This is a genomic window from Phycisphaerales bacterium AB-hyl4 (assembly GCA_041821185.1).
GTDB classification, from domain to species: Bacteria; Planctomycetota; Phycisphaerae; order Phycisphaerales; family Phycisphaeraceae; genus Natronomicrosphaera; species Natronomicrosphaera hydrolytica.
In genome coordinates, this window is the sequence record JBGUBD010000002.1 from 64356 (window position 1) to 88964 (window position 24609).

A 24609-nucleotide genomic window follows, 5' to 3' on the forward strand; every position below is an offset into this window, starting at 1 on the left:
ACATTTGGACTGCTTTAGCGACAGCCAGGCGGATCGCATGCGCCTATTCGTTGTCACTGTCACCGTTGTCGTCACTCTCGCCAGCGTTCTCGTCGTTGGCTTGTTCTTCTTCCGGCAGCTTTGCGACGGCCGGCTCTCGGTCGGCCTCCACCGCGTCGATCTTGGCTGAGAGGCGGTCGGGCAGTTCTTCCAGTTCCGGGTCTTCGTAGACGCTGTAGTCTTCCTGTTCCAGCAGCGATTGTGCTTCGCGCCAGTAGCGGACCGCGTCGTCCGGTCGGCCGAGCCGATAGAGCGCATCGCCGAGGTGGTCGACGATCACCGGGTAATCGCCGAAGTCCGCTGCACGTGAACGGCGTAGCCAGACCACGGCTTCCTCGAATCGACCCATCTTGTAGTAGACCCAGCCCAGCGAATCGAGGTACGCGGCGTTGTCCGGCTCGGCGTCCACCGCCCGCTGGATCATCGCCTTGGCCCGTTCGAGGTCGCGGTTCTGCACGGTCCATGTGTAGCCGAGCGCGTTGTTGGCTCGCGCGTGGTCCGGGTCGTGTTCGAGCACTTCCAGCAGCATCGCTTCGCTTGCCTGCTTGTCATCCAGCTGATCCGCGAGCATGGCTCGCTCATAGGTCAGATCCGTGTGATGCTCCGGCAGTTGTTCCGCCAACTCGGTGAGTCGACGGTCGGCGGCCTCGGCATCCTCGGCCTGCAACGCTGCCCGCCAGAGCACGCGAACCAGCGGCATCGGGTCGTCCAAACGATGCTCGGCCGCCAGAGCTTCTTCGATCACCGCCAGTGCACGCTCCGGCCGATCGGTCTGCATATACAGCGACGCGAGGTTACGGGCCCGCGCCTCGTCCGCCGGCTCCAGCGCGAGCAACTGCTCGACGACTTCCAGTACGCGATCGCGATCGCCGATCTGTTGGTAAAAGCGATGCGCCACGCTCAGCAGGCCGACGTCGTCCGGATGCGCTTCGAGCCTGGCTTCGACCAGTGCACGGGCTTCGTCTCGCCGATCGCTGCGAACGTACACTTCGAGCAATTGTTGTAACGCTTCGTGATCGCGCGGGTCTTCGTCGAGCAGTTGCTTCAGCAGCGACTCGGCTTCGCCGCGCTGCCCCTGCGCGTCGAGCAGTTGCGATCGCACGAGCCGGCCGATGCGGCTTTCGGGGATCGTGCCCAGCAGTCGACGCACCAGCCGCGTCCACTGTCGCTGCCAGTCGCCGATCTGTTCCGCCGACGGCGAGCCCGGCGAATACAGGTCGAACAACGCGACGTAGATCCGCTCTTCCTCCGGCCGAACGTTCAACGCATCGAGCAGCGTCCGCTCCGCCGCCCGCCCGTCGTCGGCCATCACCTGCAACTGCGCCTTCTGCAACACAAGATCCGTCGGCGGGCGACGCTGATCACGCATCACCTGCTCCAGCAGCGTCAATGCTTCGTCGGCCCGGTCCGTCTCGGCCAGCACACGCACCCGAAGTAGCACGGGCACGTTGTCCGTGCTGTCTTCCAGCGGCTCGAGCAAACGCGACGCGCGATCAAACTGCTCACGGCTGATCATCAGCTTCGCCAGTTGTAGCCGGGCGAGCATCAACTCATCGTCGCCCGTCATGGCTTGCTCGAACGCGGCTTCGGCTTCACGCGCCCGGCCTGCGATGCCCAACGCCATCCCTTCCAGCACGAGCACCGTCGGCTCGTCGCGCTGATCGGCGGGCATGTCGGCCCATGCATCGAGCAGCACGCCGGTGTCACCTGCCGCGTTGAACAGACGCGACGCCAACACTTCCGCGTGGCTGAACGTCTGGGCGTAGTTCATCGCCTTCGCCGTCATCTTCACCGCTGCGTGAATCGCTTCAGGCTCGGCCTCGGCGGCGCCCTCAGGCAGCAGCCAGTCGTTCAGCAGACGTTCGAACACGCGTTCGTCGGCCGGGTGGCGGGTCAGGTGCCGCGTCAGCAGCGACATCGCCTGCTCGCGCGGCATCAACTCCGCCACAGCCAGCGCCATCGCCGGCGACTCGCCCTCTGCCTCATAAAGCTGCGTAAGCTCATCTGTCAACGCGCTCGCGGAAATGCCTTGCTCGGTGAGGTAAGCCACCAGGTCGAGGCTCGGCTCGTCGCCGCCCGCAGCACGGACGCGTTCAATCGTCAACTGTGTAGCCGGTTCCGCTTCGCCCAGCCGGAGGTATGTGTAGATAAGTCGATGAATCAGCACGGCTTCGTCGGCGAGCCCGCGCCGCGCCGCCTGCTCGTATGCCTTCAGCGCCGCTGCCGGGTCGTCCAACCGGTGGTGCGCATCGCCCACGGCCAGCCAGGTCGAGCCCTGCTGACGGTCTTGCATGTCCAGTTCAGATGTCTGCTCGCGGGTAAGGTCGCCCTCGTCGGTCAGTTTGAGGTATTGCCTGTGCTGCTCGATCGCCGCCGCTGGGTAGCCGGCGTCCAACAGCGCCGCCGCGAGGAGGTAGTGCAACACCGCCAGCGACGGACCGCCGCCCGGCCAGCCGTCGCCCGCGTCCGCAACCGCGAGCGCCCGCGCGAACAGCACCACCGCGTCCTCAGGCTCACCTTGCTCGATTGTCATCCGCCCCAGCACGAACAGGCTGTCCAAGTCGTCCGGGTCCGCCTCCAGCGCCTGGCGGAGGTGCATCGCCGACCGTAGCCGATTGCCGATCGAGCCATACGCCCTCGCTTGCAGGCGCAGCAGGTGAGGTTGGCCCGGCGACCGACGCAGGGCCGCCTCCAACTCGCGGATCGCTTCGTGATAGTTGTTTTCCCGCCAAGCCTGCCGAGCCTTCATGTAGGCCCGTTGCACCGCCACCGGCGGCTCGCTCGGCTGCTCGTCGTCGGCCCGTTCAGCATGGGCTTCGCGTGCCCGCGTGAGGTAGTCCGGCTCGCGCAGCTCCGCAAGCACGTCTTCCAGCGACAGCTGCGCTCGCTTCATCGCTTCGCCGGTCAGTGGCTTGAGTTGCCGCTGCTCCAGGCGTGGCGGCACAGCCACCTCGTCGGATGCCACCAATCGCGTCGGATCGCGTTGGGCACGCTCGTCGCCCGACGGCGACTGGCAGGCCGACATCGCCACAGCCAGCAGCAGTCCGACCGTGAGCCAGAGGGAACCAGGTGTGCGAACGGCAAGCCGGCCTTGCAAGCGAAACGCACCGCACAGTCGAATCGGCCCGCCGCACACACGCATATTCCAGTACCTCCGCGCCCCGTCCGCTTCTCCCGAACGCCGCTGCTCTTCGTACGGCGTTAAGGCACTACTTTGTTCAGTGGATAGCTGAAAATCGCTGTCGCACCCGCCCGACGCAGCGATGGCACGAGCTCACGCTCCACCCGCTCGTCCACCACCACCTCGATCGCCACCCAGGCACCGTCGGCCAGGTCGTTGATCGTCGGCGACTGCTCGGCGGGCAGTATCGCCAGCACCGCCTCCAGGCTTGCCCGCGGCACGTTCAGCTTCAGACCCACCTTCGATCGCGCAGCGATCGCACCTTGCAGCAGCACCGCCAGGTCTTCGATCTTCTGACGACGCGCCGGGTCCGCCCATGCCTGTTTATTCGCGATCAGCCGTGTGGTCGAGGTCAGCAACTCATCAATGACGCGCAGCTTGTTCGCCCGCAGCGATGAGCCTGTCTCAGTCACATCCACGATCGCGTCCACCAGCCGGGCTTTGACCTCAGTCGCGCCCCATGAAAACTCAACCTTCTTCACCGCGATCTGCTGCTGCTCAAAGTACCGCCTGGTCGTGTTGATCAACTCGGTCGCGATAATGCCCCCGGCCAGATCCTCCGGCTTGTGATAGTCCGACTCCTCCGGCACGGCGAGCACCCAACGCACCGGCTTGGCGGTTGCCTTGGAGTAGCTCAGCTCGCAGACCTCGTGCACGTCCGACTCGTTCTCGATGATCCAGTCCTGTCCCGTAATGCCCAGGTCGATCACGCCGTCTTCGACGTATCGGCTCATCTCCTGTGCGCGGAACATCACGGCTGAGAGCTGCGGGTCGTCGATCTCCGGAAAATAAGACCGCGACGAAATATTGATGTTGTAGCCCGCGCGGTCGAACAGATCGACCGTCGCATCCTGCAGACTGCCCTTGGGAATGCCAATACGCAGCAGGGGGCGGCTCCCGTCAGCGGAAGCGGAGGCGGTGTCGGATTGTGGACGTTGAAGCTGGGTCATGATGCATCGCAGTGTCTTCGGCCAGGGGCGCATCGCGGACATTCGCGATCGGCCCGAAGCCTCGTGTTTGCTCTTGTTCGATTCTCAGATTGTAACCACTCCCGCCCGCCCGCGGTCGCAGATCGCCCACTCACACGATCCACACAAACTACCCCTCACCACAACTACCCCACCCCACAAAGCCCAGGGATGGCGATCCCTGGGTCCCCTGGAGGAAAAGCTCACTTCTTCTTCGACCGTCGCCCCGCAGTCGCCGTCCCCTTCTTCGGCAGCGGGCTGGTCGGCGCTTCGTGGGCAGCCTGCTCCACCGACACCGCCGGCGCGAACACTTCCGCTGGCACGTCGTGGTCGTCCGCCCAAGCCTGGAACAGCATATGCGCCTCCGTCGCCTCATCCGCCTTGATATGGCGCTGAAGCCAACTCTCCGCCTGGTCCGTCGGCGTGTCGTGCTCAAGCACTTCCTCATCACCGAGCATCACCACCAGCTTGCGGTCCACCGGCATCGCGTGTCCGCCGAAGCTCAACAGCATCACCCGCCCCGCCACGTAGGGCACCATCCCCGGCAGCGAATCCAGGTAAACACGCTGATCCTTCTTCGCAGCGCTCGCCACGCTGCGCATCTCCATCGAATGCTCGCGCACGTACACCTCGTACATCGCTTCCCGCAATCGCGCCACACGCTCATTGACGAGCGGATACGACGCACCCACCATCTCCACGACTTCACCCTCCAGGCTCACGCGCAGATCGTTCACATCCACGACCGCTTCCATCATGCGCTCGAGCGCCGCGTCCGCCTCTTCCTGCGTGGCTTCCCATAACAGGAACGAGTACACCAGTTCCAGTACGGGGTCGCGCGTCGGCGGTGTTTCCACCTCGTACTCGCTGTGCAGACGCTTGAGCAGGGCGATGAGCTTCTTGCCTTCAGGGGTATCGTTTTTCACAGACGTTCCTCGTTCGATGGCGAAGGTGAGGGATTGGTGTCAGTTTCAGTTTCGGATTCGCCGGGCTGATCGTCGATGTCGCCCGTGCGTTCCGCGGCTCGGCGAATCGCATCATAGATGCCGGCTTGCTTCTTGATCGACTCATCCAGCCGAAAATCCAAATGCGGCACGGCTCGCAGCGCAACACCCTTCTTCACAAAACTGTGAATATGCCGAGAAGCATGCCGCAAGCCAGCCAGCGTCGTCTTCTGCTTCGCCTCCGGCAGCACGGAGACGTACACGAACGCATTGTGCAGGTCGGGACTGACCTTCACGCGGGTGATGCTGATCATGCCCTCGATCCGCGGATCGGAAATCCGCCGATGCAGCACGTCCGCGATCACGCGCTTCAGCGTCGACTCAATTTGTGCAATGCGATGACTCATGGTTTCGTTTCGAGTTCCATGTTTCGAGTTTCGAGTTCGTCTAGTCGGCTTCTCAACGCCCAACTAGAAACTCGGAACTCGAAACTAAAAACTGACTCACTGTCCGCTGAGGATCTCCAACTGGTGATCGCTGAGCACGTAGTCTCGGCCGAAGCGGACCTTGTCCAGCACGCGGTCGAGCATGCTCTGGCAATGGGGCACGCTGGTTGAGACCAGGGCGATGCCCAGCACGGCCGTGCGGTGGACGTCCTGCATGTCGATTTCCGCCACGGAAACCTGGTGCTCGCGATGCAGGCGGTCTTTGAGGCTGAGCACCACCCGCCGCTTATCCTTCAGCGACGCGGCGCCTTCGATGCTCAACTCAATCTGCAATACGCCGATGACCATGGGTTTTTCGGGGCAGTGCAGCTTAAGCCGCACTGCCCTGTTTGGGGGCGTTGATCTTTAAACAAGCTTCCGCTTGATTTCGATAACGTTGTAGCACTGGATCGTATCGCCGATTTTCACATCGTCGAAGCCGGCGAGCTTGATGCCGCATTCCGTGCCCGCACGTACTTCGCGGACGTCGTCCTTTACGCGACGGAGGCTTTCGAGGTTGCGTTCGTCCGTGACGACGATGCCGTCGCGGATGATGCGGGCCTTGGCCGACTTCTGGATCGAACCCTCGGCCACCACGCAGCCGGCAATCGCGCCGACCTTCGAGATGCGGAACACTTCACGCACTTCTGCCGAGCCGACCGCCTCTTCCTTACGCTCCGGCTCAAGCATGCCTTCGAGCGCCTTCGTCACTTCTTCGGTCACGTCGTAAATCACGCGGTGCAGGCGAATGTCCACTTCGCGTTCCTCGGCGATCTCGCGCACCGTCGGCGTGGCGATCACGTGGAAGCCGATGACGATCGCCTCCGATGCATCAGCCAGCAGCACGTCGCTCTCGGTGATGCCGCCCACCGCCGAGTGAATCACGCGTACCGTCACTTCGTTGTTGCCCAGCTTCTCCAGGCTTTCGCGAAGCACGTCTGCCGAGCCCTGCACGTCGGCCTTGAGCACCACACGCAGCTCGCGCGTCTTGCCTGCCTTGAGCTGGTCGGCGAAGTTGTCCAGCGTGACCTTCGTCTTGCTCGCCAACTGCTGATGGCGTTCAACTTCACGGAACTGGCTTGCAGCCTGCTCGGCCGCCTGCAGCGTCGTCGTGATGTAGAACCCGTCGCCTGCGTCGGGCAGGTCGTCGATACCTGAAATTTCCAACGGCGTCGCAGGCCCCGCCTCCAGCACCTGTCGGCCGTGGTCGTCGGTCATATCACGCACACGCCCGTACGCTCGGCCGATCACGATGAAGTCGCCCACCTTGATCTGACCCGACTGCACCAGCACACGCGCCACCGAACCACGGCCCGGCTGCATCTCCGCTTCAATCACTCGGCCGGCCGCGGGGCCGCCAAAGTCGGCAGTCAGCTCCAACAGCTCGGCCTGATAGTCGAGAACCTCCAGCAGGTCGGTCACACCCGTGCCCTTCTCGGCAGAGGTCTTGATGACTTCGGTTTCACCACCCCATTCGACGGGGTTCAGACCATGCTCGGCGAGCTGGCCGTAGATCTTCTGGATGTTGTCTGACGTCGCCTGGGGGACGTCAATCTTGTTCAGCGCGACGATGATCGGCACGCCGGCCGCCTTCGCGTGGTTGATCGACTCGATCGTCTGCGGCATCACACCGTCGTCCGCCGCGACCACGAGCACGACCAGGTCGGTCATATTCGCACCACGGGCACGCATTGAGGTGAACGCTTCGTGGCCAGGCGTGTCGAGGAAGACCACCGTCTTCTCCGCGCCTTCGCTACCTTCGATCGTCACGCGGTACGCACCGATGTGCTGCGTGATGCCGCCAGCCTCGTGGGCCGCGACGTCTTCCTTGCGGATTCGGTCCAGCAGCGACGTCTTGCCGTGGTCGACGTGGCCGAGCACGGTCGCCACCGGCGGCCGGGGGCGAACGTCGATCCGCTCGCGCTTGTCGAACGCTTCCTTGAGCTTGTCAATGGCGGTCTGCTGCTCGCGGACCTCCAGCTCGATGTCGTACTCCAACGCGACCTCCATCGCCGCTTCGGTATCGATGGCGGAGTTGATCGTCGCCATCACGCCCTGCTTGAACAGGTACTTGATGATGTCGGCCGTCTTGATGCCGGTCGCGGACGACAGGCTCTTGATCGTGATCGGCTCGGCGATCTCCACCTTGCCGCCGGTTTCAGCCAGACGCGGGGCGATGTGGCCCTGCTCACGCTTGCGCATGTCGCGCCGGCGCTGCTTGAGGAAGCCCGGCGCACCTTTCAGGCGAGCGTCGAGTTCTTCCATGTCCGCCTGACTGAACTTCGTCGGACCTGTCGGCAGAGCGTCCGCGCTGCGGCCGCGCCGGACGTTGCGCTGCTGACGACGCTTCCCACGCTGCTGGCCGGCGTCCGGCTCACCACCGCCGCCGCCTTTCACGCCACCGCCGCGCGTCGGCCCACGCGAGCGCGTGATGCCTTCCACCGCGCCGGCCGGGGTGAATTCGCCGCCGCCGCCTTCCGGACCACCGGGGCCGCCCGGAGCGCCGGGGCCGCGACGCTGACGCGGCCGACGCACAGGCTCGGGCTTTTCGATTCGCACAACGTTCGGGCCCTTGAGCGTCGCCTGCTTCGGCTTCTGCAACTGCTGGCCCGCCGGCGCGATGATCTTCGGACGATCCGGCACGTTCGGCCGACCCAGTGCTGCCACACCTGGTGGCGGGGCCGCCGCCGGCGTCTCGTCGCCAGCAACGGGCGCTTGCGGCGCTTCCGGGGCGGCGGGGGCATCCGGTGCTTCGGGTTGAGACTGTTCCGCGGCCACGGCCGGCGGCTCTTGCTCAGCCGAAGGCTCGGCCGGGGCTGCGGGCTGCTGCGGCGCGTGCTCTTCCACGGGCGCAGCGGGGGCTTCCTGCGTTGGCGCGGCGGCGGCCGGGGCAGACGGCTGATCGTTGGGCTGCGGCACAGCGGCGGCCGCGGCGTCCGTCTGCTCGTCGACGTCACCATCGGTTTGGGCAGGGCGGTCCACGGTCGCTGTCGCCGTGTCGCTGGGTTCGGCCTGATCGCCACCGTCCGCGTCAGCGCGGCGTCGGCGTGCCGGCTTGCGGGCCTTCTTGAGGTCCACCTTCTCGGCGGTCTCAATGGCTGTGCCGCTCTCGGCCTCGCCGAACCACTCGCGGATCGTCTGGGCCAGGCCCAGCTTCACCGTCGACATGTGGTTCGTAATGCCTGGCACACCCTCAGCCTTGCACTTCTCGACAATTGCCTTGCTCGAGACGCTGAGTTCCTTTGCCAGCTCAAATACACGTTTGGCCTTTGCCAAAACAAGCTCCTCTTGCACCCGGCGTTCAAGCCGGCCGTTGCATCGAATCCATCTCACTTACCGCCGCTGAACACTACCGTCTCACCCGCACAACGCGTGCGAGGGGCGGGTCGGCTGTCCATCATGACAGGCCGACGCTGAATCTATGGTGAACGTCGCGTTACGAACGCTTATCCACTTCTGCCTGATCCTGTGGTGATTCTTCACCCGGAGCCGACTCACCCAGCGTACCCGCGTCCGACGGCGTTTCGTCGGCCAGTGCTTCGCCGGGCTCGCCTTGCTGACGGGCCTTGGTGATTTCCACTTCGTTCGGGTCGCTGCCTTCGGGCTCGGCGCCTTCGCCGACAGGGCCGACTTCGCCGTTCGAAGGCTCTTGCTCATCGCCGGCCGCCGGATCCTGCGCCAGCGCTTCATCACGCGTTTCAGACGCGGTCGCGTCGACGTCGGCCTGGTCCGTGGCGGTGGGCTCTTCCCCACCCGGCGGCACGGCGTCGGCGTCTTCCTGACGCTGTTCGAGCATATCCACAATGCTCGAACCCATATCGCCGCCTTCGGCACCGCCACCCGAGCCGCCTTCCGGCGCCGAGGGCAGTATCTCGCCCAGGATCGCCGCCGCCTGCTGCTCGCCAGGTCGGCCGGCCAATGCCTGCTCGCCCTCGCGCTTGCGACGCTCGGCCTCTTCCTTGTCCTTCTGCTGTTGCTCGGCGACAACCTTCGCCTTCTCGCCCGCGGTTTCGATCATGCGCTGGGCGGTTGCTTCGTCGACGTTGAACGTCTCGATCAGGTACGTCGGGCCAACCTCTTCGATGTCGAACACACTGATCACGCCAAGCGCGGCCAGGCGGTCGATGTGCTCTTCCGTCACGCCTTCGACGCCCTTGAGCGTCTCTTCCAGCGTGTCCAGGCCCTTCGTGTACTCGGCCGGCGTGAGAATATCCACGTCCCACTGCGTCAGCCGCGCCGCCAGACGCACGTTCTGACCACGCTTGCCGATCGCCAGGCTCAACTGGTCTTCATTCACCACCACCGTCGCTCGGCCAAGCTCGAAGCAGAGCGAAATCTCCACCACCTCGGCCGGCTTCAACGCGTTCTGAATCAAGATCTGCGACGACTCGTTCCAGCGAACGATGTCGATCTTCTCGCCACCCAACTCGTCGACGATGTTCTTGATTCGGCTACCACGCACGCCAACGCACGCGCCCACCGCATCGACCTTCGAGTCGATCGAGCTGACAGCGATCTTCGTTCGATGCCCCGCCTCGCGTGCCATCGCCTTGATCTCGATGATCCGCTCGGCAACCTCGGGTACTTCCACCTCAAACAGTCGGCGGATGAAGTCCGGCGCCGCTCGCGAGAGCACGATTTTTACCTGATTGCCCGCCTCACGTACATCGAGGATGAGGCAACGCACACGCTCGCCCGGCTGATGCTGCTCACTGGGGATCTGCTCGCTGCGGGGCATGAAGCCCTCGGCCCGGCCGATGCTGACGACCAGCGCGCCGCCTTCGTAACGCTGAGCCATCCCGGTCACCAGTTCGCCGACGCGGTCGACGAATTCGTTGTAGATGCTGCTGCGCTCGTCCTCGCGGAAGCGCTGGATCATGACCTGCTTGGCGGTTTGTGCGGGGATACGGCCGAGCGATTCGAGCGAGATTTCCTCGTCGCCGCGCCAGATCTTGATGGCCCCGGTCATGCGATCCAGTTCGGCGTGAAATTCTTCGGTATCGATCGCGTTGAAATGCTTACGCGCGGCGGACACCATGGCCTGCTCGATATCGCGGAACAGCACCTCTTTTTCAACGTTGCGGTCGCGGGAGATCGCGTCGATCAGCCGCATCATTTCCTGGCCGTTAATCATGTTTCTACCTGCTTATTTGGTTGTCCTGGTTGCTGAGCAACCTATTCACTTTTCCGTCGACGTCGGCGAGCGGCAAACGTCAGCCCTTGGGCCGGAACACATGGCGAACCGCGTACCACACGTCGGTGCCTGGCCCCTTAAAACGCAAAAAACCACGAGCCGGTTACGCTCGTGGCCTGGGCAGCGGCTCGGGAAGCAGGGGTATCGGCACTTGGCCGATGGCTTCCCAGCCATATCGGATGGCACGGGGCGGCTATTGCATTGCCGCAGCCTCCTTTCGGCATCGCTGCCGATCGGTAAGCACCGGCGTGAGGGTGGCCTCACCAAGATGGGTCGTGTTAGCGCCCATCACGGTGTTGCAATCCCCATACCAAGCTGTCCGCGTTCCTGGCTCATCCGATTTCGCCTCAGGCTACATCATCGGACCCTATGCCCGATGAAGAGACGTTTAAGTCTAGTTGTTAACCCGCTGCTGTCAAGGGTTGAAGGTGGAAGGGCACCGAGCAGTCGGGTAATTCCTCCGGAATCGAGGGGACCGGCCGCGGCCGGGCCGCGTCACCGGCCGGTCCGCTTGCGCTCGTGCGGCCGAGCCTCGCGGAACAGGCGAACGACATACCCGACCAGCGCGACGAGCATTGCCACGAGAAACAGCAGTGAAAAGCCGAGGCATAGCCATTCGAAGAAGGTCATGATCAATACACTCCCGCTTCACAGGCAATCTCAGGCAAGGGTGTTACCGACGCACAGCGCCGACCGTCGCCTTGCTGTTGCCGGTGGGCGTGCCGGCCTTTTCGTCGAGCAGTTCGCGTACGCGACGGGCGATGCCGGTGGCGTCGATGCCCGCCTCGGCGAGTTGTTCGCCGCGGCCGCCCTGGTAGATCCAGTCGTCAGGCAGGCCCAGTCGATGCACGCCGCGCGTGTCCAGGCCGACTTCGTGACAGGCTTCCAATACACACGTGCCGAAGCCGCCGACGACGGAATGGTCTTCCACCGTGAGGATCGGCACGCCCGCCTTGATGAGCTTGCCGACCAGGTCGATGTCGACCGGCTTGGCGAAGCGAGCGTCGTACACCGCCACGGAGTAGCCCTGCTCGGCCAACTCTTCGCGGGCGGCGAGGGCGTGGTTCGCCGGGAAGCCATAGGCGAGGATCGCCAGGTCGCTGCCTTCCGCGAGGCGGTTGGCTTTGCCTAGTTCGAACGCCGGCGTGTCGGGCTGAATCGGCGTGGGCACGCTGTCACGCGGGTAGCGCAACGCGCTGGGGCCGACGTCATGGGTTCGCATGAATTCCAGCGCTGCGGCAAGCGTCGGCTCGTCCATCGCGGCGGTGAGCACCATGCCGGGGAACACGCGCAAAAAGTTGATGTCGGCAAAGCCGTGATGCACCGCACCGTCGCCGCCGACCAGCCCGGCCCGGTCGAGGCAGAACCGCACGGGCAGCTTCTGCAACGCGACTTCCTGAAACACCTGGTCGAACGCTCGCTGGAGGAACGTGGAGTAAATTGTCGCGAACGGCTTCATGCCGCTCTTGGCCATGCCCGCACACATGTCCACCGCGTGCGACTCGGCAATGCCCACGTCAAACGCGCGGTCGGGAAACTGCTGCATCAGCTTCACCACACCCGTGCCGTCGGGCATGCCGGCGGTGACGGCGGTGACCTTCTCGTCCTTTGTCATCACCTCGGTCATCAGGTCTGCGTACGCGCTGGTGAACGCCCGCCCGCCTTTTTGCACCTCAACCCGGCAGCCGTCGATCTTGAACGGCTTAGGCGAGTGGAACGTAGTCGGGTCGCCGGTGGAGAAGTCAAAGCCCTTGCCTTTGATCGTCTTCACATGCAGCAGCATGGGGCGGTCGAGGTCTTTGATTTCCTCAAACATGTCGATGAGCGAAGGCAGGTCGTGGCCGTCGACGGGCCCGACACACAGCAGGCCGAAGTGCTCGAACATGTGCTCGCGGGCGAGGGCGGCTTTGGTCATCTCGCCCATGCGGTGATAGATTTCTTCGAGCGTTTCGCCGCCGGGCAGATGCTTGAGCACGCGATGGGCGGTGGTCTTGAATTCCTTGTAGGTCTGGCTGGCACGGAAGCGATCGAAGTAGCCGGCGACGGCCCCTTGCGGTTCGTTGATGCTCATGCCGTTGTCGTTGAGCACGACGAGGAACTGCCGTTTGAGTGTGCCGGCGTTGTTGAGCCCTTCCATGGCGACGCCGTTGACGATTGACGAGTCGCCGATGAGCGAGACCACGCGTCGGCCGTGGTCGGGGGTGTACTCGCCGACGAGTTGATCGCCGCGCGCCATGCCCACGGCCGTGGAAATGGCCGTGCCAGCGTGCCCGACGCTGAACAGGTCGAAGTCGCTTTCGCGCGGCTCGGGGAAGCCGGCCATGCCGTCGCGCTGGCGGAGCTTGCCCAGCAGGCCCAGCCGACCGGTGAGCAGCTTGTGCGGGTAGCACTGGTGGCCGACGTCGAACAGCAGGCGGTCTTGCGAGAAGTCGAAGACGTAGTGCATTGCGATGGTCAGCTCGACGACCCCGAGGTTTGGCGCGAGGTGGCCGCCGGTCTTGGAGACCTGGTCGCAGATGGCGTTGCGAATTTCCTGCGCCAGTGTGGGCAGTTTTTCGCGCGGCAATTGCTTGAGGTCTCGCGGGCCTCGGATTGTGCTCAGCAGTTCATACGACATTCGTGGCCTTTCCCTTCGTTCCGCGGTCTGACGGAACCTTTGGTCTGATCGCTTCCATGCACGGGTGAGTTGGCCCCTCAGGGTCACCCGTTGGAGGTGCATCGGCTGGCGTCATTGTAGACGGTTCGGGCCGAGCGTCCCATCATCATCCTCGCAAGGCTGGTGTGGGGCGTTATTTCTCACGCACCGCCATGTAATCGCATAACTCGCGTAACGGCTCGGCCGACGCGCCAAGGTCGGCCAAAGCCGCGTGCGCCGCGTCACGCAGGCGGGCGACCTCGGCCCGGCTGGCATCGATGCCCATGACGCCGGGGTAGGTGAGCTTGCCCTGGTCGGCGTCCTTGTTGGCGGTCTTGCCCAACTGCTCGGTCGATTGCGTGACGTCCAGCAGATCGTCGATGATCTGGAACATCAGGCCGACCGACTCGGCGTAGTGCGTAAGGTTGTTCAACTGCTCGGCCGACGCGCCGCCACAACGCCCCCCCATCCGGCAGGCGCACCGCAACAGAGCGCCGGTCTTGTGGCGGTGAATCAACTCCAGGCGCCTGGCAGGGGGCGTGTCGGCGTCGAAGGCGGGCAGCGTGTCGTAGATCTGGCCGGAGATCATGTCCGTCGTGGCCGTCGACAACTCGCGGGCAACGGCTCGGCTAAGGGCCGCGTCGTCAATGCCCGAGGCGATCGCTTCAAACGCCAGCGAGGTCATCGCGTCGCCGGCGAGGATCGCCATCGCCTCATTCGTGTGCTTGTGCAGCGTCGGTCGGCCGCGGCGGAGGTCGTCATCATCCATCGCAGGCAGGTCGTCGTGCACCAGGCTGAAACAGTGGATCAATTCGATCGCCGCGGCTGCGGGCAGCGCCGCCCGCTCGTCGCCGCCCACCGCTTCGCAGCAGCGCACCACCAGCACGGGGCGCAAGCGTTTGCCGGGGCCGAAGAAGGCATACTCGATGGCCGACTTGAGGTTGGTCGGCATCGCCCGCTGCTGGAGGAATGTGCGCGCCCAGTCCTCGACAGCGCCGGCCGGGGAGGTCAGTTTCGCCAAATCAAATTGGTGCACTTGCGTTTCGCCGTTGCTCATCGCCGCCCTCGTCCCCAAAATCGAGCCCACCGACCAAACCCGAAAAGTATAGAAGCACCGACCCGCGACTACAATTTTACGCCTGCCCCAGCACCCAGTCCGCCACGGCCTGTGCACCGTCGCCAGGCGGGTCGCGATCCAGCGCGGCTCGCATCTCCATTAGCCGATCGTCCGCCGTCAGCATCGGCCCGAGCAGGGGGGCTAATTCGCTCACGTTCGCTGTAGGTTCGACCCGGTCTCGCAGCAGCACGGCCCCGCCGGTGTCGACCATCGGCTGGGCGTTCAGCCGCTGATGCTCATCCTTGTGATACGGATAAGGCAGAAAAACGCTGGGCACGCGATTGGCCCACGCTTCCGCGACCGAGCCGGCCCCGGCCCGCGTGATCGCCAGGTCAGCCGACCGCCACGCCAGGCCCATCGTGTCGCAGAACGCCAACACATTCGCCTCGATCCCCGCCGCAGCGTACGCCTTCGCCACCTCGTCGCGCATCGACTCGCCGGCCAGGTGCATCACCTGCCACCGCTCGCGAAGAGCGCTTCGCACCGCGTCATGCTCGCACAATGCCATCATCGCCCGGTTGATGCTCACCGCTCCCTGCGAGCCGGCTGTGACCAGCAGCGTCCGCCGATCGGGAAGCAACGAAAGCTCGCATCTCGCCTGCTCGGGCTCAACATCGCCGCGCACGGCAGTGCGTCGCAAGGGCAGCCCGACACGCTCCGCCCCCCGCAGCGACGCATGCTCATACACGCTGAACACCTTGTCCACCTGCCCGGCCAGCCACGCGTTCGCCCGGCCCGGCACCGCATCGAGATTCACCAGCGCCACCGGCACGCTACAGGCTTTCGCCGCCCGCACCGCCGGCCCCGATACGAACCCGCCCGTCGCGACCATCACAGTCCGCCCCAAAGCCGAGGGCTGAGCACCGCGAAGCCCCGGATTGCCCCCATTTCTGGCAATCACCCCCCGCACCTGCCGCTTTGCCTCGCCGAACCCGCTCAAAAACCGCCACAACACCCTCGGCCGCAGGCCGAACGGCTCCGCTACAATTGACGTCCATTCAACACCAAGTCCGTCTGCGATCTGCCCGTCCAGCGGCCGTCGCGACAAGATGAAATGCCCCGTCACCCTCGATTTCTCCGGTTCCCCCGCGTCCGCTTCGCGCAGCCGCTCCAGCACCGCAGCATTGGGAAAGATATGTCCGCCCGTGCCTCCGCCGGCCAACAACACCGTCAATTGATCCGTCATGTGCGGCCCATCTCATCCTCGTCAGCCCGGCTCGACTTCCACCGGCGTCAGTTCCAACGCGTCAAATTCATCGTGCGCCTGCTGCTCGTAGTTCGCATTGTCCAGTGCCGCGACGAGCCCGAGCCCGAAGGCGGTGAGAATCCACCCCGTTCCGCCGGCACTGACCAGCGGCAGGGCGATGCCCTTCGTCGGCACGACCACCGTCACCACCGCGATATTCAACGCTGCCTGCAACCCGACGATCAGCAACGCTCCGAGCCCCACCAGCCGGGCGAACGTGTCGCGGCAGTCCTTCACGATGCCTAGGCCGACCCACAGGATCACCAGGTACAACGCCACCACCAGCCCGGCGCCGGCGAGGCCCAGCTCTTCGCAGATCACAGCGAAGATGAAGTCGGTCGTATCTTCCGGCAGATAGCCGAACTTTTGAATGCCATTCCCTAGCCCTCGGCCGGTCAGCCCGCCTTGAGCGATCGCCAGCATCGACTGGATCGAGTGATAGCCCGCGCCTGCCGGGTCCTGCCAGGGGTCGAGGAAGGTGGTCAGCCGTGTGACGCGGTAGGGGCTGTGGATAATCATCGCGACCGCTGCGATGATCGCCGGCGGAGCCATCATCGCCATGTGCCACAGCTTCGCGCCCCCAGCGATCAGCAGGCAGATTGCCACCACGCCAATCAGCGCCGCCGTCCCCCAGTCTTCGATGACCACCAGCGCACACGCCACCGCAATCAGCAGCAGCGCCGGCAGCAGGCCATGCCAGAACCGATGCATCACCCCCCGCCGACGCGCGCACCACCACGCGATCGCCAGCACGATGGTCCACTTGATCAACTCCGACGGCTGAAACGTCAGTCCCCACGAGGTCGGCCCGAGGTGCAGCCAACGACTGGCCCCCTTGACCGACACGCCCACGCCCGGAATCAGCGTCGCGGCGGTCAGTCCGAGCGCGACCAGCACGATAAGCCACAGCGGGTTCGTCCAGCCGTGATGCCGGAACAACTCGCGGACGTTGATACGGCTGGCCAGCAGCATCACCGCGATGGCGATGCCGGCGTAGAGGGTGTGCCGCGTCATGAACATGCCCAGCAGCCCTTGCTCCGTGACCGGCTGTCGGCCGACGTGCAGGCTCGCCGAGTGCACCATGACCACCCCGATCCCCAGCAGGGCGACGACAGCAAGCTGGACAATGTGCGCAGGGCGTAGCATGGAGGATTTATCGGTCAGTGCACTGGGTGTTTGTGTAATAGTTTTTGCCCTGGCAAAGATGGCCTCGCGTTGGGGGTGGACGGCCGGAGAAATTCCGGATGCACGTTCGGGGGAAATGCCTGAACAAAGCTTGCGTTCATGCCCTCAAGTGATATAGTCGCAAGTGTGTAATGGTGGCTCTCGCCTTACATTGGACATGCTTGTGACTTTTTTTGAGGGGGAGGGGCCCGGGGCAAGCCGTGCTTGCGGCTTGTTTGGAGGAGGTTTCTGGGAGGCAAATACACCACGCCGTAGCTTTTCCGTCGGGTGATCAACCCGTCGCGGTGGGCTGTTCGTTTGTCTCTGGCCAAGTCAGCGGCTTGGCTGGCAGCCGGATCAGGCTTTATGTCCATCATGGCGAATCGCAGCGGCGTGCGTGTTGGTTTGATCGCGTTTGTATGACTTGATCCAAAGTCTTTGTACCCGGTGAACACGGTGTTCGCCGAGCAGGCTATCTTTGCGCCCGTTGTAAACAACGGGGCAAACCACGCCGGTTGTGAAGCAATCGGTAATCCTCATTTTGAGGAAAGGAAGAGAAATGCAGAAGGCTACTTTGATTTCGGCGCTGGCAATGGGTTCGGCAATGGTCGCAACATCGCAGGTTCATGCCGACGTGAACATTACGTTCGATGATCCAGTGGTTACCAGTAGTAATCAGGCACCTGGGGTGTGGTACACCGACCGTGCTGCTCCGGCGGGCTTTGAAGTCGTGCAGTTCAATGGCGAAAACGTGCTGAAGCAGTCAATTGGCGCCGGCGACGCCGACGCCAATGGCTTCCGCAACACGCAGGGGCGTAAGTATGACCTCACGCCTGGCACCTTCTCGGTGTCCATCGACTTGTACGTGCCGGACGACTGGGCCTCGACCGACCGTCGTATGGCCGGCTTCTGGGGCACAATGTTCGACAACTCGGGTGACGTTGCGTCCTACCCGATCATCGAGTTCAACTCGGGCACAGCGGGGTACGAGTCTACAACCGACGACCCGACCAACGCCGGCTCACCTTCGCCGCGTTTTCGCGTGTGGGATTCCCAAAGCGGTTGGGCAGATATGGGTCTGCCCACCGGCTTCGCTTACGATACATGGCATACGCTCGAAATGACCCTCGCAGGTGGGCAGATTATTTACACCGTCGGTGATCTCGAGGTCGCGGTCACAGCTGGTGATGCCGACTATTTCGGCAACATTATCCTCCAGGGTTACAACACCCACGCCGACTTCAGCTCGGGTGTGAGCTACGACATCTATTGGGATAACTTTTCTTCGGTCGTCCCGGAACCTGCCAGCCTTGCGCTGCTGGGCATGGGTGGGCTCGCCTTGGTGCTTCGCCGTCGACGTGCGAATGCCTGATTGCTCATTGCGACATCACGCTTAATTACCACGGGACTGGCGTTATCGCGCCGGTCCTGTTTTTTTGTTTGAAGTGGGCAGTGGTCATCAGTCGCGAGGTCGGCGTTGGTTGGTTGCCGACCTCACCCGCCTGCCGAGCCAGAGCATGACGAGCATTGCCGCGATGAGGAACATCACGCCGGCGATGCCATACTGCCACCAGGCCGCGTCGGCCCAGCCGCGGCCGGTGACGCGGCTGGTGATGGCGAAACTCAGTTCCGCAGCGAGTAGGCCGATGATACAACCGAGCACCGCGCCGAGGGCGTAGGCGGGCCAGGTGGTCGCGGGTTTGGGGGTGGGCGGCGGCATTGGGTTATGAATGGCGGAAGCCCACGGCGTGACGCCGTGGGCTTCGGTGTGGTTGGGTTGATCGAGCTTGCGATGTTTATTCGGGCTTGTTGTCTTCGCCGGAGACGTTGGGTTGTGATTTTTCGATGACGTCGTCGACGAGGCCGTAGGCCTTGGCTTCCTGTGCGGAGAAGAACTTGTCGCGTTCGGAATCTTCTTCGATCTGTTCTTTGGTCTGGCCGGTGTGTCGTGCGAGGATGCCGTTGAGTTCGTCTTTGGTTTTGAGGATTTCCTCGGCTTGGATCTGGACGTCGGAGGTTTGGCCGTAGACCCCGCCGTAGGGCTGGTGGATCATGACCTTGGCGTGGGGGAGGCTGTAGCGTTTGCCCTTCGCGCCGGCGGCGAGGACGACGGCTCCGCCGGACATGGCTTTGCCGATGCAGTAGGTGGCGACTTCGCAGTCGAGGAACTGCATGGTGTCGTAGATCGCGAGGGTGTCGTCAACGGCCCCGCCGGGCGAGTTGATGTAGAGGTTGATGTCGACGCCCTTTTTTTGGTTCTGCAGATAGAGCAGCCGCATGATGATGCCGGTGGCGGAGGCGTGGTTGATCTCGCCGACGAGGAAGATGACGCGATTTTCCAGCAGCAGCTCGTCAATGGTCATCTCGCGGTATCGGCCGATGGGTGGCGCTGCCATCGCCATCGACATCGGGTCGAGCGAGCCGGTGGGCTGCTGAAACATCGGCATGCCTGTTGCGCCTGGCATGGGCGGCAGGTCAGAGAGGCTGTGGGGGGTGGATTTGGTGCTCATGTGGCGGTATGTCATGTCGTGCGTGCTCAGATCGTGATCTACAAGGTTCAGGTCGGCCCACATGATAACTGTGCGCGCGAGAGATGGATAGTTGGGGGGGTGGGTTTGTGGTTTCTGGTTTAGGGTTTCTCGTTTCTGGTTGGGGAAGCCGAGCCCTGAGCGAGTCCGCGAGCGAAGGGCCGGATCTCGTTGGCAGGACAATCACTAACCAGAAACCAGAAACCACGACCCTACTCCCCCAACATGGGGCGATTGCCTACAATACATGTCGTCACGGGGGGAATGAAGAACGGTAGACCTTCACTGGAGTCTGGCAGCGCGCAGAACATGACCGAGCACCTTTCTTATCGATCGGGGCTGGAGCCGGCCGTTGCGTCCAGTACGCACGACGTGCAGGCCAGCCGGGACTTTGCCATCGAGACCGCCCGCCTCTTGGCCGACTCGCACTGCGAGGATGTGGTCATCTTTGACGTGCGCGGTTTGAGCGATCTGGCAAACTACATCATCATCGCCTCAGGCACGAGCGATCGGCAGATCAAATCGCTGGCCGGCCACGTCAACGAACTTGCCCGCGAGCATGGCTTTGTCCGCTACGGGTCGGACCGGGACGCGGCGAGCACCTGGCTGGCGTTGGATTATGTCGATTTGATGGTGCACCTCTTCGAGCCGGCGACGCGGGCGCACTACGACATGGAAATGCTCTGGGGCGATGCGCCACGCGTGTCCTGGCATCGTGGTTGAGCGGCGCTGGCCGGGATTTTCCTGATGCAGGCATCGGGCTCAGCATGTTGCGCTGCCGCGAAGTTGAAGTTCCACCATCCAGTTCATCTGGCCTCGCGTATATCGGGGTAGAACGGTGGATGACGCTGCAAGTCACCACCAACCTCGTATGAAAGGAGCATCAGATGAACTGGTACAAACTTTGCAAATCATTCGGTCGACGCGGGCTGTTGAGCCTGGCACTGGTTGCGGCATTCGGCATCGGCGGCGTGTCGCTGACCGGCTGCAACACGACGGAAGGCGCTGGCCAAGACATTGAGGCGGCCGGTGAAGGCATTCAGGACGCGGCGAACTGACGGGGTCGCTGCGCGGCGTGCGTGGCTGGCCCGAGGGGGTTGGCCACGGCGGATGTGATTGTGGCGCGCGTCCTCCTTGCAGGGCGGGGCGCGCGCCATTTTGTTTCAACGAACATTTAGCCGTCAATGCCGAGAAGAGCTTGTCAGAGGCGGAACGGGAGGGTGTCTGATGGGGCTTCTTGGTTGGGCATTGGTATTTCTGGTGGTGGCGATTGTCGCTGCAGTGTTCGGGTTTGGCGGGATCTCATCCGCGGCTGCGGATATTGCCCGAATTCTGTTTTTCGTCTTCATCGTGATTTTCCTGGTCATGCTGGTCGCCGGTCTGCTCGGCGCTGCTCCATTGCCAGTTTAAGCGGTGTTTCGACCGTGTAATCACCGACGGTTGATTTGGGAGATTGAGTGAATATGGCCGTTGATATTCGGCCGACCGTGCTCGGAGGGAGATGGAGCTGAGGGAGAGAGCTTACTGACAAGTAAGGAGGGGGGTAGTAGGGGAGGACTTGTCAGCTTGCCGCTTGGACATTTATGTCCCGGCGGCATTTTTTTTGCGCGGAGGTGGGCTTGTGCCTCAGTTAGACGCGTTGTTCTGGGGGATATTCCAGTCCGCGTGGGGGCAGCCACCTCGATTGATTGGGGGCCTCATTTCACATCATTGAGTTGGTGTCGGGCATGGCGTGCCCCTACGGTTGCCTGCGTGTGTAGCGCGACGGCCGGCGGGCGTGACACGAAGCCCGCCGACATGAGACGTAGGACGCGATCTCTATCACAATCTGGCAAAGGAACTCAAATGCGACATTTGATCGAGACAAACAAATTGACGATCTGGCTTTCGCGCACATTGACAGTGCTCGCGGCGGGAGTGCTCAGCTTTTCAATGCTGGTCGGCGTCACCGGCTGTGAGACGACCGAAGGTGTTGGCCGCGACATTGAGGCGGCGGGTGAAGGCATACAGGAAGGCGCGGATCGCGCGGACCCCGGTCCGCCTGACCAATGGTAATGCGCGATCGTAAATGCAGGCTGATCGGGCCTGCTTGTGCAGGATGAGTTGACGTCCCGAAGCGGTGCGGCTGCTTCGGGACGCTTTGCCTTGATTACGCCCAACGTGTCGGAGGCCTTGCCATGAGCATGCAGGACAAGCTCGGGGTGTGCCAGTGGTTTCACTACCAGGACCGAGAGGCGGTGCACCGGACGGTGGCGACAATGCGGGCGTTGGGATTGACGCATCTTCGCACGGGCGTGTCGTGGGCCGACTTTCATCGGCCGGAGGGGGAAGCGTGGTACGACTGGCAGATGAACACGCTTGCGGAGGCTGGGTTGAAGGTGCTGTTGTCGGTCTGGCATACGCCGCCGTCGATTGCGGAAGGGGGCACGTGTGCGAGCCCGCCGAGGCGACTGGCGGACTATGGCGATTTCATCGGGCAGTTGATTGACACCTGGCCTGACGGCTTCGAGGCGGTGGAGCTTTGGAACGAGCCGAACAACCTGCTGAAGTGGGACTTCGAGCGATTCGACCCGAACTGGGAAAAGTTCGGCGAGATGGTGGCCGGCGGCGCGAAAGCCGCGAAGCAGCGTGGCAGGAAGACCGTGCTCGGCGGCATGATGCCGGTGGACGCGAGTTGGCTGCAACTGCTGGACAGTCACGCGGCGCTGGACGACGTGGACGTGATCGCGATCCACGGCTTCCCCGACATGTGGTGGCCGGACCACCCGAACTGGGACTGGTTCACGCATTGGCAGGGCTGGGCGCACAAGATTGAGCAGATTGCCAGTGTGGCCAACGGTCGTCCGGTGTGGATCAGCGAAACGGGGCTGGCGACATGGGACGTCCGCCGCGAACGGCCGAGCCGGTTCGATCTGCAAGTACGTCGTCTCACGCTTGCCGCGCAAGCCCCGGCCGAGCGGGTGTACTGGTATTGCCTGTTTGATCTTGACCCGCAACGGCACGCGATCGAGGGGTTTCACGTTGACGAAAACGAGTACCACCTGGGCCTGCTGACGCACGCGGGCGAGGCCAAGCCGGCATACGAACGCATGCGCGAGTTGCTTGCAGACGAGGTTGAGCCGGTTGATGTGCCCGAATCCGACGTAAGTTCCGTTCGCCAACCTTCGCAATGAGGCGGTGGTGGGCGGATGGGCGGAGGGGCGCGTGTGGGATCAGTCGGCTTCGAGTTCTTCGCGTCTTGAGAGCTGACGGGTGTTGGCGGTCAGCAGCGTATCGCCGCTGCCATCGAAAGCGCGGACGAACTGGTCGATGTCGGTGGCACCGAGGAGAATCGTGCCGCCGCCTTGCTGATCGTTGATGACGCGTTCGCCTTTGCCGAGGTGGACGACGACGGAGGGGTTGACCGCCGAGCCAGGCGTTTCAGCGCGGGATGCGTCGGCGGGTGTGGTGTTGAGGCGGGCGAGCGCTTCGAGCATGCGCGTGCGGTGGGGGAGGCTGTGGTGCATGGGGAAGCTTGGGCAGGTCGCGCCGCGCGCGGCGAGGCCGACCTGGTAGCCGTGGAAGTGCGCTTCGCAGACGAGCGAGGCGGTGAGGCAGACGGCCCGTTCAAGGCGTGTGTGGCGGTCAGCGTGGTCGGGAGCTGAGCCGGGTTGGCTGTTGCCGTTGCTGTTGCCGGGAGCGGTGGTTTCGGCATCGCGTTGGAGGTCGAGCAGGATCATCATGCGCGGCGGACTGGGTTGGGTCATCTCGCGCGAGACGAGCACGCCCGTGCGGGCGGAGCGTTTCCAGTCAACCATCTTGAGGCTGTCGCCGGGGCGGTAGGCTCGCAGGCCGAAGAAGTCTTCCGTGCCGCCGCCGCGTTCGCGTTGCTTTCGGCCGGAGGGGTCGTGGTGGGCGAGCGAATAGACCATCCGCCGATTGACGCGATAAAGGTGGGGGTAGATCAGCGTCTCAGTCTGCTGCTCGAAGGTGACGACCTTGTAGAGGATGCCAAACGGGAAGCCGGTGGCCAGGATCATCTGCTCGAACTTCAACTCGCCGCGGCGCAAGGGCCAGCAGGGCGCCTCCGCCTGGATGGTCTGGTTGGGGCCGATGTGCAGCACCCAGCCGAACGGCCGGGCCTTGAGCAGCGGCGGCGACATTGCGATCGGCCCGGTGCGCTTCCAAGCTCGCCAGCCCCGGCCCCACGTTTCCATAATCGTCAGGCTGAACACCGGCAGCCAGGAGCGGTTGGTCAGGTGGTAGCGGATGATCAGCGGATCGCCCGCGACACCGTGCGACGGAAGCAGACGCTGTACGCGGATGTTCCGCAGCATCTGCCAGCTCAGCAGGGCGGAGACGACCAGTCCGCCGGTCATCAGCCCGAAGGCCCAGAACAGCAGGTTGGCTTGCGTGTAGATCGCCGCGGCGATGATGACACCGGAAACGATCAGATAGATCAGCCCGCCGGAGCCGAGGTGGATCCGGCTGCGTCGCCGCTTCGCGTTGAGTGTTGCACCGATGGCCATTGCTTCAGATGCCAGGTGTCATGAGGTAGTCGGCAATCTGACCACCTGACCCCTGAACTCCGCCTCACCTTCCCATATAGGGTTCGCCGAGCCTCAATGTCTCATCGATCACGTCGCCGCGGCGCGGGCTCACGCGGTCCGTGCCTTCCGCGAGCACGATCAGCAGGCGTCGGCTGGATCGCGGGAGGCGGATCGTCTGGTACGCCGGCGTGAAGCCCTGCTGCCGGGCGAGCACCTCGACGTCATGTTCGAGAAAGCCAGCGCCGAACTCGTCGACGGGCACGTTGAACCATCCGTCCGAGTCGCTTGCGCCGCTGCCGATGCTTTTCGCTGAAAGGCGCTCCGGGTCGAGTGTCAGGGCGATGCGCGCCTGGGGCACGCCGGGCTCGTTCAGTCGCGGGTCGTCCGCGGAGACGATGTAAATGCCTGAACTCGGGCCTTCGATCACCTTGCCTTGAAGCTGATAGCTCGAACAGCCCGTTGCCAGCAGGGCGCAGCATGTCAGGAGCAAAGCACCAGAGGTCCTTTGCCACAGTTGGCTCAGCCCCTCGCGGTGTCGTGTGTGCATCCGGCTAGCTCCATGTTGCTTTGTGTTGTGTG

The 24609-nt window shown here is 63.6% G+C and carries 22 protein-coding genes; 6 read left to right on the forward strand and 16 right to left on the reverse strand.

The features are described from left to right. Positions 1-43 precede the first annotated feature (43 nt). From ACERK3_02750 to ACERK3_02805, 12 genes are all read right to left on the reverse strand, one after another. Positions 44-3136, reverse strand: a complete 3093-nt coding sequence (locus ACERK3_02750) for a tetratricopeptide repeat protein (protein ID MFA9477207.1) — start codon at positions 3134-3136, stop codon at positions 44-46. Between the two features lie 104 nt (positions 3137-3240). Next, positions 3241-4170 (reverse strand): ATP phosphoribosyltransferase, encoded by a 930-nt coding sequence (gene hisG, locus ACERK3_02755; GenBank protein MFA9477208.1) that lies wholly within the window; start codon positions 4168-4170, stop codon positions 3241-3243. Between the two features lie 221 nt (positions 4171-4391). Continuing rightward, entirely contained in the window at positions 4392-5114 is a 723-nt protein-coding gene (locus ACERK3_02760; protein MFA9477209.1) for a hypothetical protein, read from the reverse strand. Further along, positions 5111-5539 carry a 30S ribosome-binding factor RbfA gene (rbfA, locus tag ACERK3_02765; GenBank protein ID MFA9477210.1) on the reverse strand — a complete coding sequence of 143 codons (429 nt, stop codon included), beginning with the start codon at positions 5537-5539 and terminating at the stop codon, positions 5111-5113. Before rbfA ends, ACERK3_02760 begins: the two co-directional genes overlap by 4 nt. A 96-nt stretch (positions 5540-5635) precedes the next feature. Next, positions 5636-5926 carry a DUF503 domain-containing protein gene (locus ACERK3_02770; GenBank protein MFA9477211.1) on the reverse strand — a complete coding sequence of 97 codons (291 nt, stop codon included), beginning with the start codon at positions 5924-5926 and terminating at the stop codon, positions 5636-5638. A 57-nt stretch (positions 5927-5983) separates the two neighbouring features. Continuing rightward, the gene (gene infB, locus ACERK3_02775; GenBank protein ID MFA9477212.1) at positions 5984-8893 is read right to left on the reverse strand and encodes a translation initiation factor IF-2; all 2910 of its coding nucleotides are present in this window, start codon (positions 8891-8893) and stop codon (positions 5984-5986) included. A 160-nt stretch (positions 8894-9053) separates the two neighbouring features. After that, positions 9054-10751, reverse strand: a complete 1698-nt coding sequence (gene nusA / locus ACERK3_02780; GenBank protein ID MFA9477213.1) for a transcription termination factor NusA — start codon at positions 10749-10751, stop codon at positions 9054-9056. A gap of 555 nt (positions 10752-11306) precedes the next feature. After that, positions 11307-11441 carry a hypothetical protein gene (locus ACERK3_02785; protein ID MFA9477214.1) on the reverse strand — a complete coding sequence of 45 codons (135 nt, stop codon included), beginning with the start codon at positions 11439-11441 and terminating at the stop codon, positions 11307-11309. A 43-nt stretch (positions 11442-11484) separates the two neighbouring features. Continuing rightward, a complete protein-coding gene (dxs, locus tag ACERK3_02790) occupies positions 11485-13428 on the reverse strand; it encodes a 1-deoxy-D-xylulose-5-phosphate synthase (protein ID MFA9477215.1) in 1944 nt (647 codons plus the stop codon). A gap of 172 nt (positions 13429-13600) precedes the next feature. Beyond that, the gene (locus tag ACERK3_02795) at positions 13601-14503 is read right to left on the reverse strand and encodes a polyprenyl synthetase family protein (GenBank protein ID MFA9477216.1); all 903 of its coding nucleotides are present in this window, start codon (positions 14501-14503) and stop codon (positions 13601-13603) included. Between the two features lie 76 nt (positions 14504-14579). Beyond that, entirely contained in the window at positions 14580-15749 is a 1170-nt protein-coding gene (locus ACERK3_02800) for a glycosyltransferase (protein ID MFA9477217.1), read from the reverse strand. Between the two features lie 21 nt (positions 15750-15770). After that, positions 15771-16955, reverse strand: a complete 1185-nt coding sequence (locus ACERK3_02805) for an FtsW/RodA/SpoVE family cell cycle protein (GenBank protein MFA9477218.1) — start codon at positions 16953-16955, stop codon at positions 15771-15773. Between the two features lie 535 nt (positions 16956-17490). On the opposite strand from ACERK3_02805, the gene ACERK3_02810 reads away from it, so the two are divergent. Further along, positions 17491-18345, forward strand: coding sequence for a PEP-CTERM sorting domain-containing protein (locus ACERK3_02810; GenBank protein ID MFA9477219.1), 855 nt, complete (start codon positions 17491-17493; stop codon positions 18343-18345). A gap of 87 nt (positions 18346-18432) precedes the next feature. On the opposite strand, the gene ACERK3_02815 is transcribed toward ACERK3_02810, so the two are convergent. Then, positions 18433-18693: a hypothetical protein gene (locus tag ACERK3_02815; protein ID MFA9477220.1), complete on the reverse strand. Its 261-nt coding sequence runs from the start codon at positions 18691-18693 to the stop codon at positions 18433-18435. Positions 18694-18769: 76 nt separating this feature from the next. Further along, on the reverse strand, positions 18770-19369 hold the full coding sequence (locus ACERK3_02820; GenBank protein MFA9477221.1) for a ClpP family protease: 600 nt from the start codon (positions 19367-19369) through the stop codon (positions 18770-18772). 441 nt (positions 19370-19810) lie between these two features. On the opposite strand from ACERK3_02820, the gene rsfS reads away from it, so the two are divergent. From rsfS to ACERK3_02845, 5 genes are all read left to right on the forward strand, one after another. Next, a complete protein-coding gene (gene rsfS, locus ACERK3_02825; protein MFA9477222.1) occupies positions 19811-20224 on the forward strand; it encodes a ribosome silencing factor in 414 nt (137 codons plus the stop codon). 164 nt (positions 20225-20388) lie between these two features. Further along, positions 20389-20559 carry an entericidin A/B family lipoprotein gene (locus ACERK3_02830; GenBank protein ID MFA9477223.1) on the forward strand — a complete coding sequence of 57 codons (171 nt, stop codon included), beginning with the start codon at positions 20389-20391 and terminating at the stop codon, positions 20557-20559. 169 nt (positions 20560-20728) lie between these two features. Then, positions 20729-20911, forward strand: coding sequence for a DUF1328 domain-containing protein (locus ACERK3_02835; protein ID MFA9477224.1), 183 nt, complete (start codon positions 20729-20731; stop codon positions 20909-20911). Between the two features lie 435 nt (positions 20912-21346). Beyond that, entirely contained in the window at positions 21347-21556 is a 210-nt protein-coding gene (locus ACERK3_02840; GenBank protein MFA9477225.1) for an entericidin A/B family lipoprotein, read from the forward strand. A gap of 122 nt (positions 21557-21678) precedes the next feature. Beyond that, positions 21679-22674: a hypothetical protein gene (locus tag ACERK3_02845; GenBank protein MFA9477226.1), complete on the forward strand. Its 996-nt coding sequence runs from the start codon at positions 21679-21681 to the stop codon at positions 22672-22674. A gap of 39 nt (positions 22675-22713) precedes the next feature. Here the strand turns inward: ACERK3_02845 and ACERK3_02850 are convergent, their stop codons facing one another. Then, positions 22714-24009 (reverse strand): DUF58 domain-containing protein, encoded by a 1296-nt coding sequence (locus tag ACERK3_02850; protein MFA9477227.1) that lies wholly within the window; start codon positions 24007-24009, stop codon positions 22714-22716. Between the two features lie 64 nt (positions 24010-24073). Continuing rightward, positions 24074-24577, reverse strand: coding sequence for a hypothetical protein (locus tag ACERK3_02855; GenBank protein ID MFA9477228.1), 504 nt, complete (start codon positions 24575-24577; stop codon positions 24074-24076). Between the last annotated feature and the right edge of the window lie 32 nt (positions 24578-24609).

Bases quoted from the DNA above. Each gene is read 5' to 3' on its own strand.
- ACERK3_02845 (MFA9477226.1), top strand. From the start codon at position 21,679: ATGAGCATGCAGGACAAGCTCGGGGTGTGCCAGTGGTTTCACTACCAG.
- hisG (MFA9477208.1), bottom strand. From the start codon at position 4,170: ATGACCCAGCTTCAACGTCCACAATCCGACACCGCCTCCGCTTCCGCT.
- nusA (MFA9477213.1), bottom strand. From the start codon at position 10,751: ATGATTAACGGCCAGGAAATGATGCGGCTGATCGACGCGATCTCCCGC.
- dxs (MFA9477215.1), bottom strand. From the start codon at position 13,428: ATGTCGTATGAACTGCTGAGCACAATCCGAGGCCCGCGAGACCTCAAG.
- ACERK3_02840 (MFA9477225.1), top strand. From the start codon at position 21,347: ATGCGACATTTGATCGAGACAAACAAATTGACGATCTGGCTTTCGCGC.
- ACERK3_02835 (MFA9477224.1), top strand. From the start codon at position 20,729: ATGGGGCTTCTTGGTTGGGCATTGGTATTTCTGGTGGTGGCGATTGTC.
- ACERK3_02805 (MFA9477218.1), bottom strand. From the start codon at position 16,955: ATGCTACGCCCTGCGCACATTGTCCAGCTTGCTGTCGTCGCCCTGCTG.
- ACERK3_02830 (MFA9477223.1), top strand. From the start codon at position 20,389: ATGAACTGGTACAAACTTTGCAAATCATTCGGTCGACGCGGGCTGTTG.
- rsfS (MFA9477222.1), top strand. From the start codon at position 19,811: ATGACCGAGCACCTTTCTTATCGATCGGGGCTGGAGCCGGCCGTTGCG.
- ACERK3_02815 (MFA9477220.1), bottom strand. From the start codon at position 18,693: ATGCCGCCGCCCACCCCCAAACCCGCGACCACCTGGCCCGCCTACGCC.
- ACERK3_02850 (MFA9477227.1), bottom strand. From the start codon at position 24,009: ATGGCCATCGGTGCAACACTCAACGCGAAGCGGCGACGCAGCCGGATC.
- ACERK3_02800 (MFA9477217.1), bottom strand. From the start codon at position 15,749: ATGACGGATCAATTGACGGTGTTGTTGGCCGGCGGAGGCACGGGCGGA.
- ACERK3_02855 (MFA9477228.1), bottom strand. From the start codon at position 24,577: ATGCACACACGACACCGCGAGGGGCTGAGCCAACTGTGGCAAAGGACC.
- ACERK3_02795 (MFA9477216.1), bottom strand. From the start codon at position 14,503: ATGAGCAACGGCGAAACGCAAGTGCACCAATTTGATTTGGCGAAACTG.
- ACERK3_02820 (MFA9477221.1), bottom strand. From the start codon at position 19,369: ATGGCAGCGCCACCCATCGGCCGATACCGCGAGATGACCATTGACGAG.
- rbfA (MFA9477210.1), bottom strand. From the start codon at position 5,539: ATGAGTCATCGCATTGCACAAATTGAGTCGACGCTGAAGCGCGTGATC.
- ACERK3_02770 (MFA9477211.1), bottom strand. From the start codon at position 5,926: ATGGTCATCGGCGTATTGCAGATTGAGTTGAGCATCGAAGGCGCCGCG.
- ACERK3_02785 (MFA9477214.1), bottom strand. From the start codon at position 11,441: ATGACCTTCTTCGAATGGCTATGCCTCGGCTTTTCACTGCTGTTTCTC.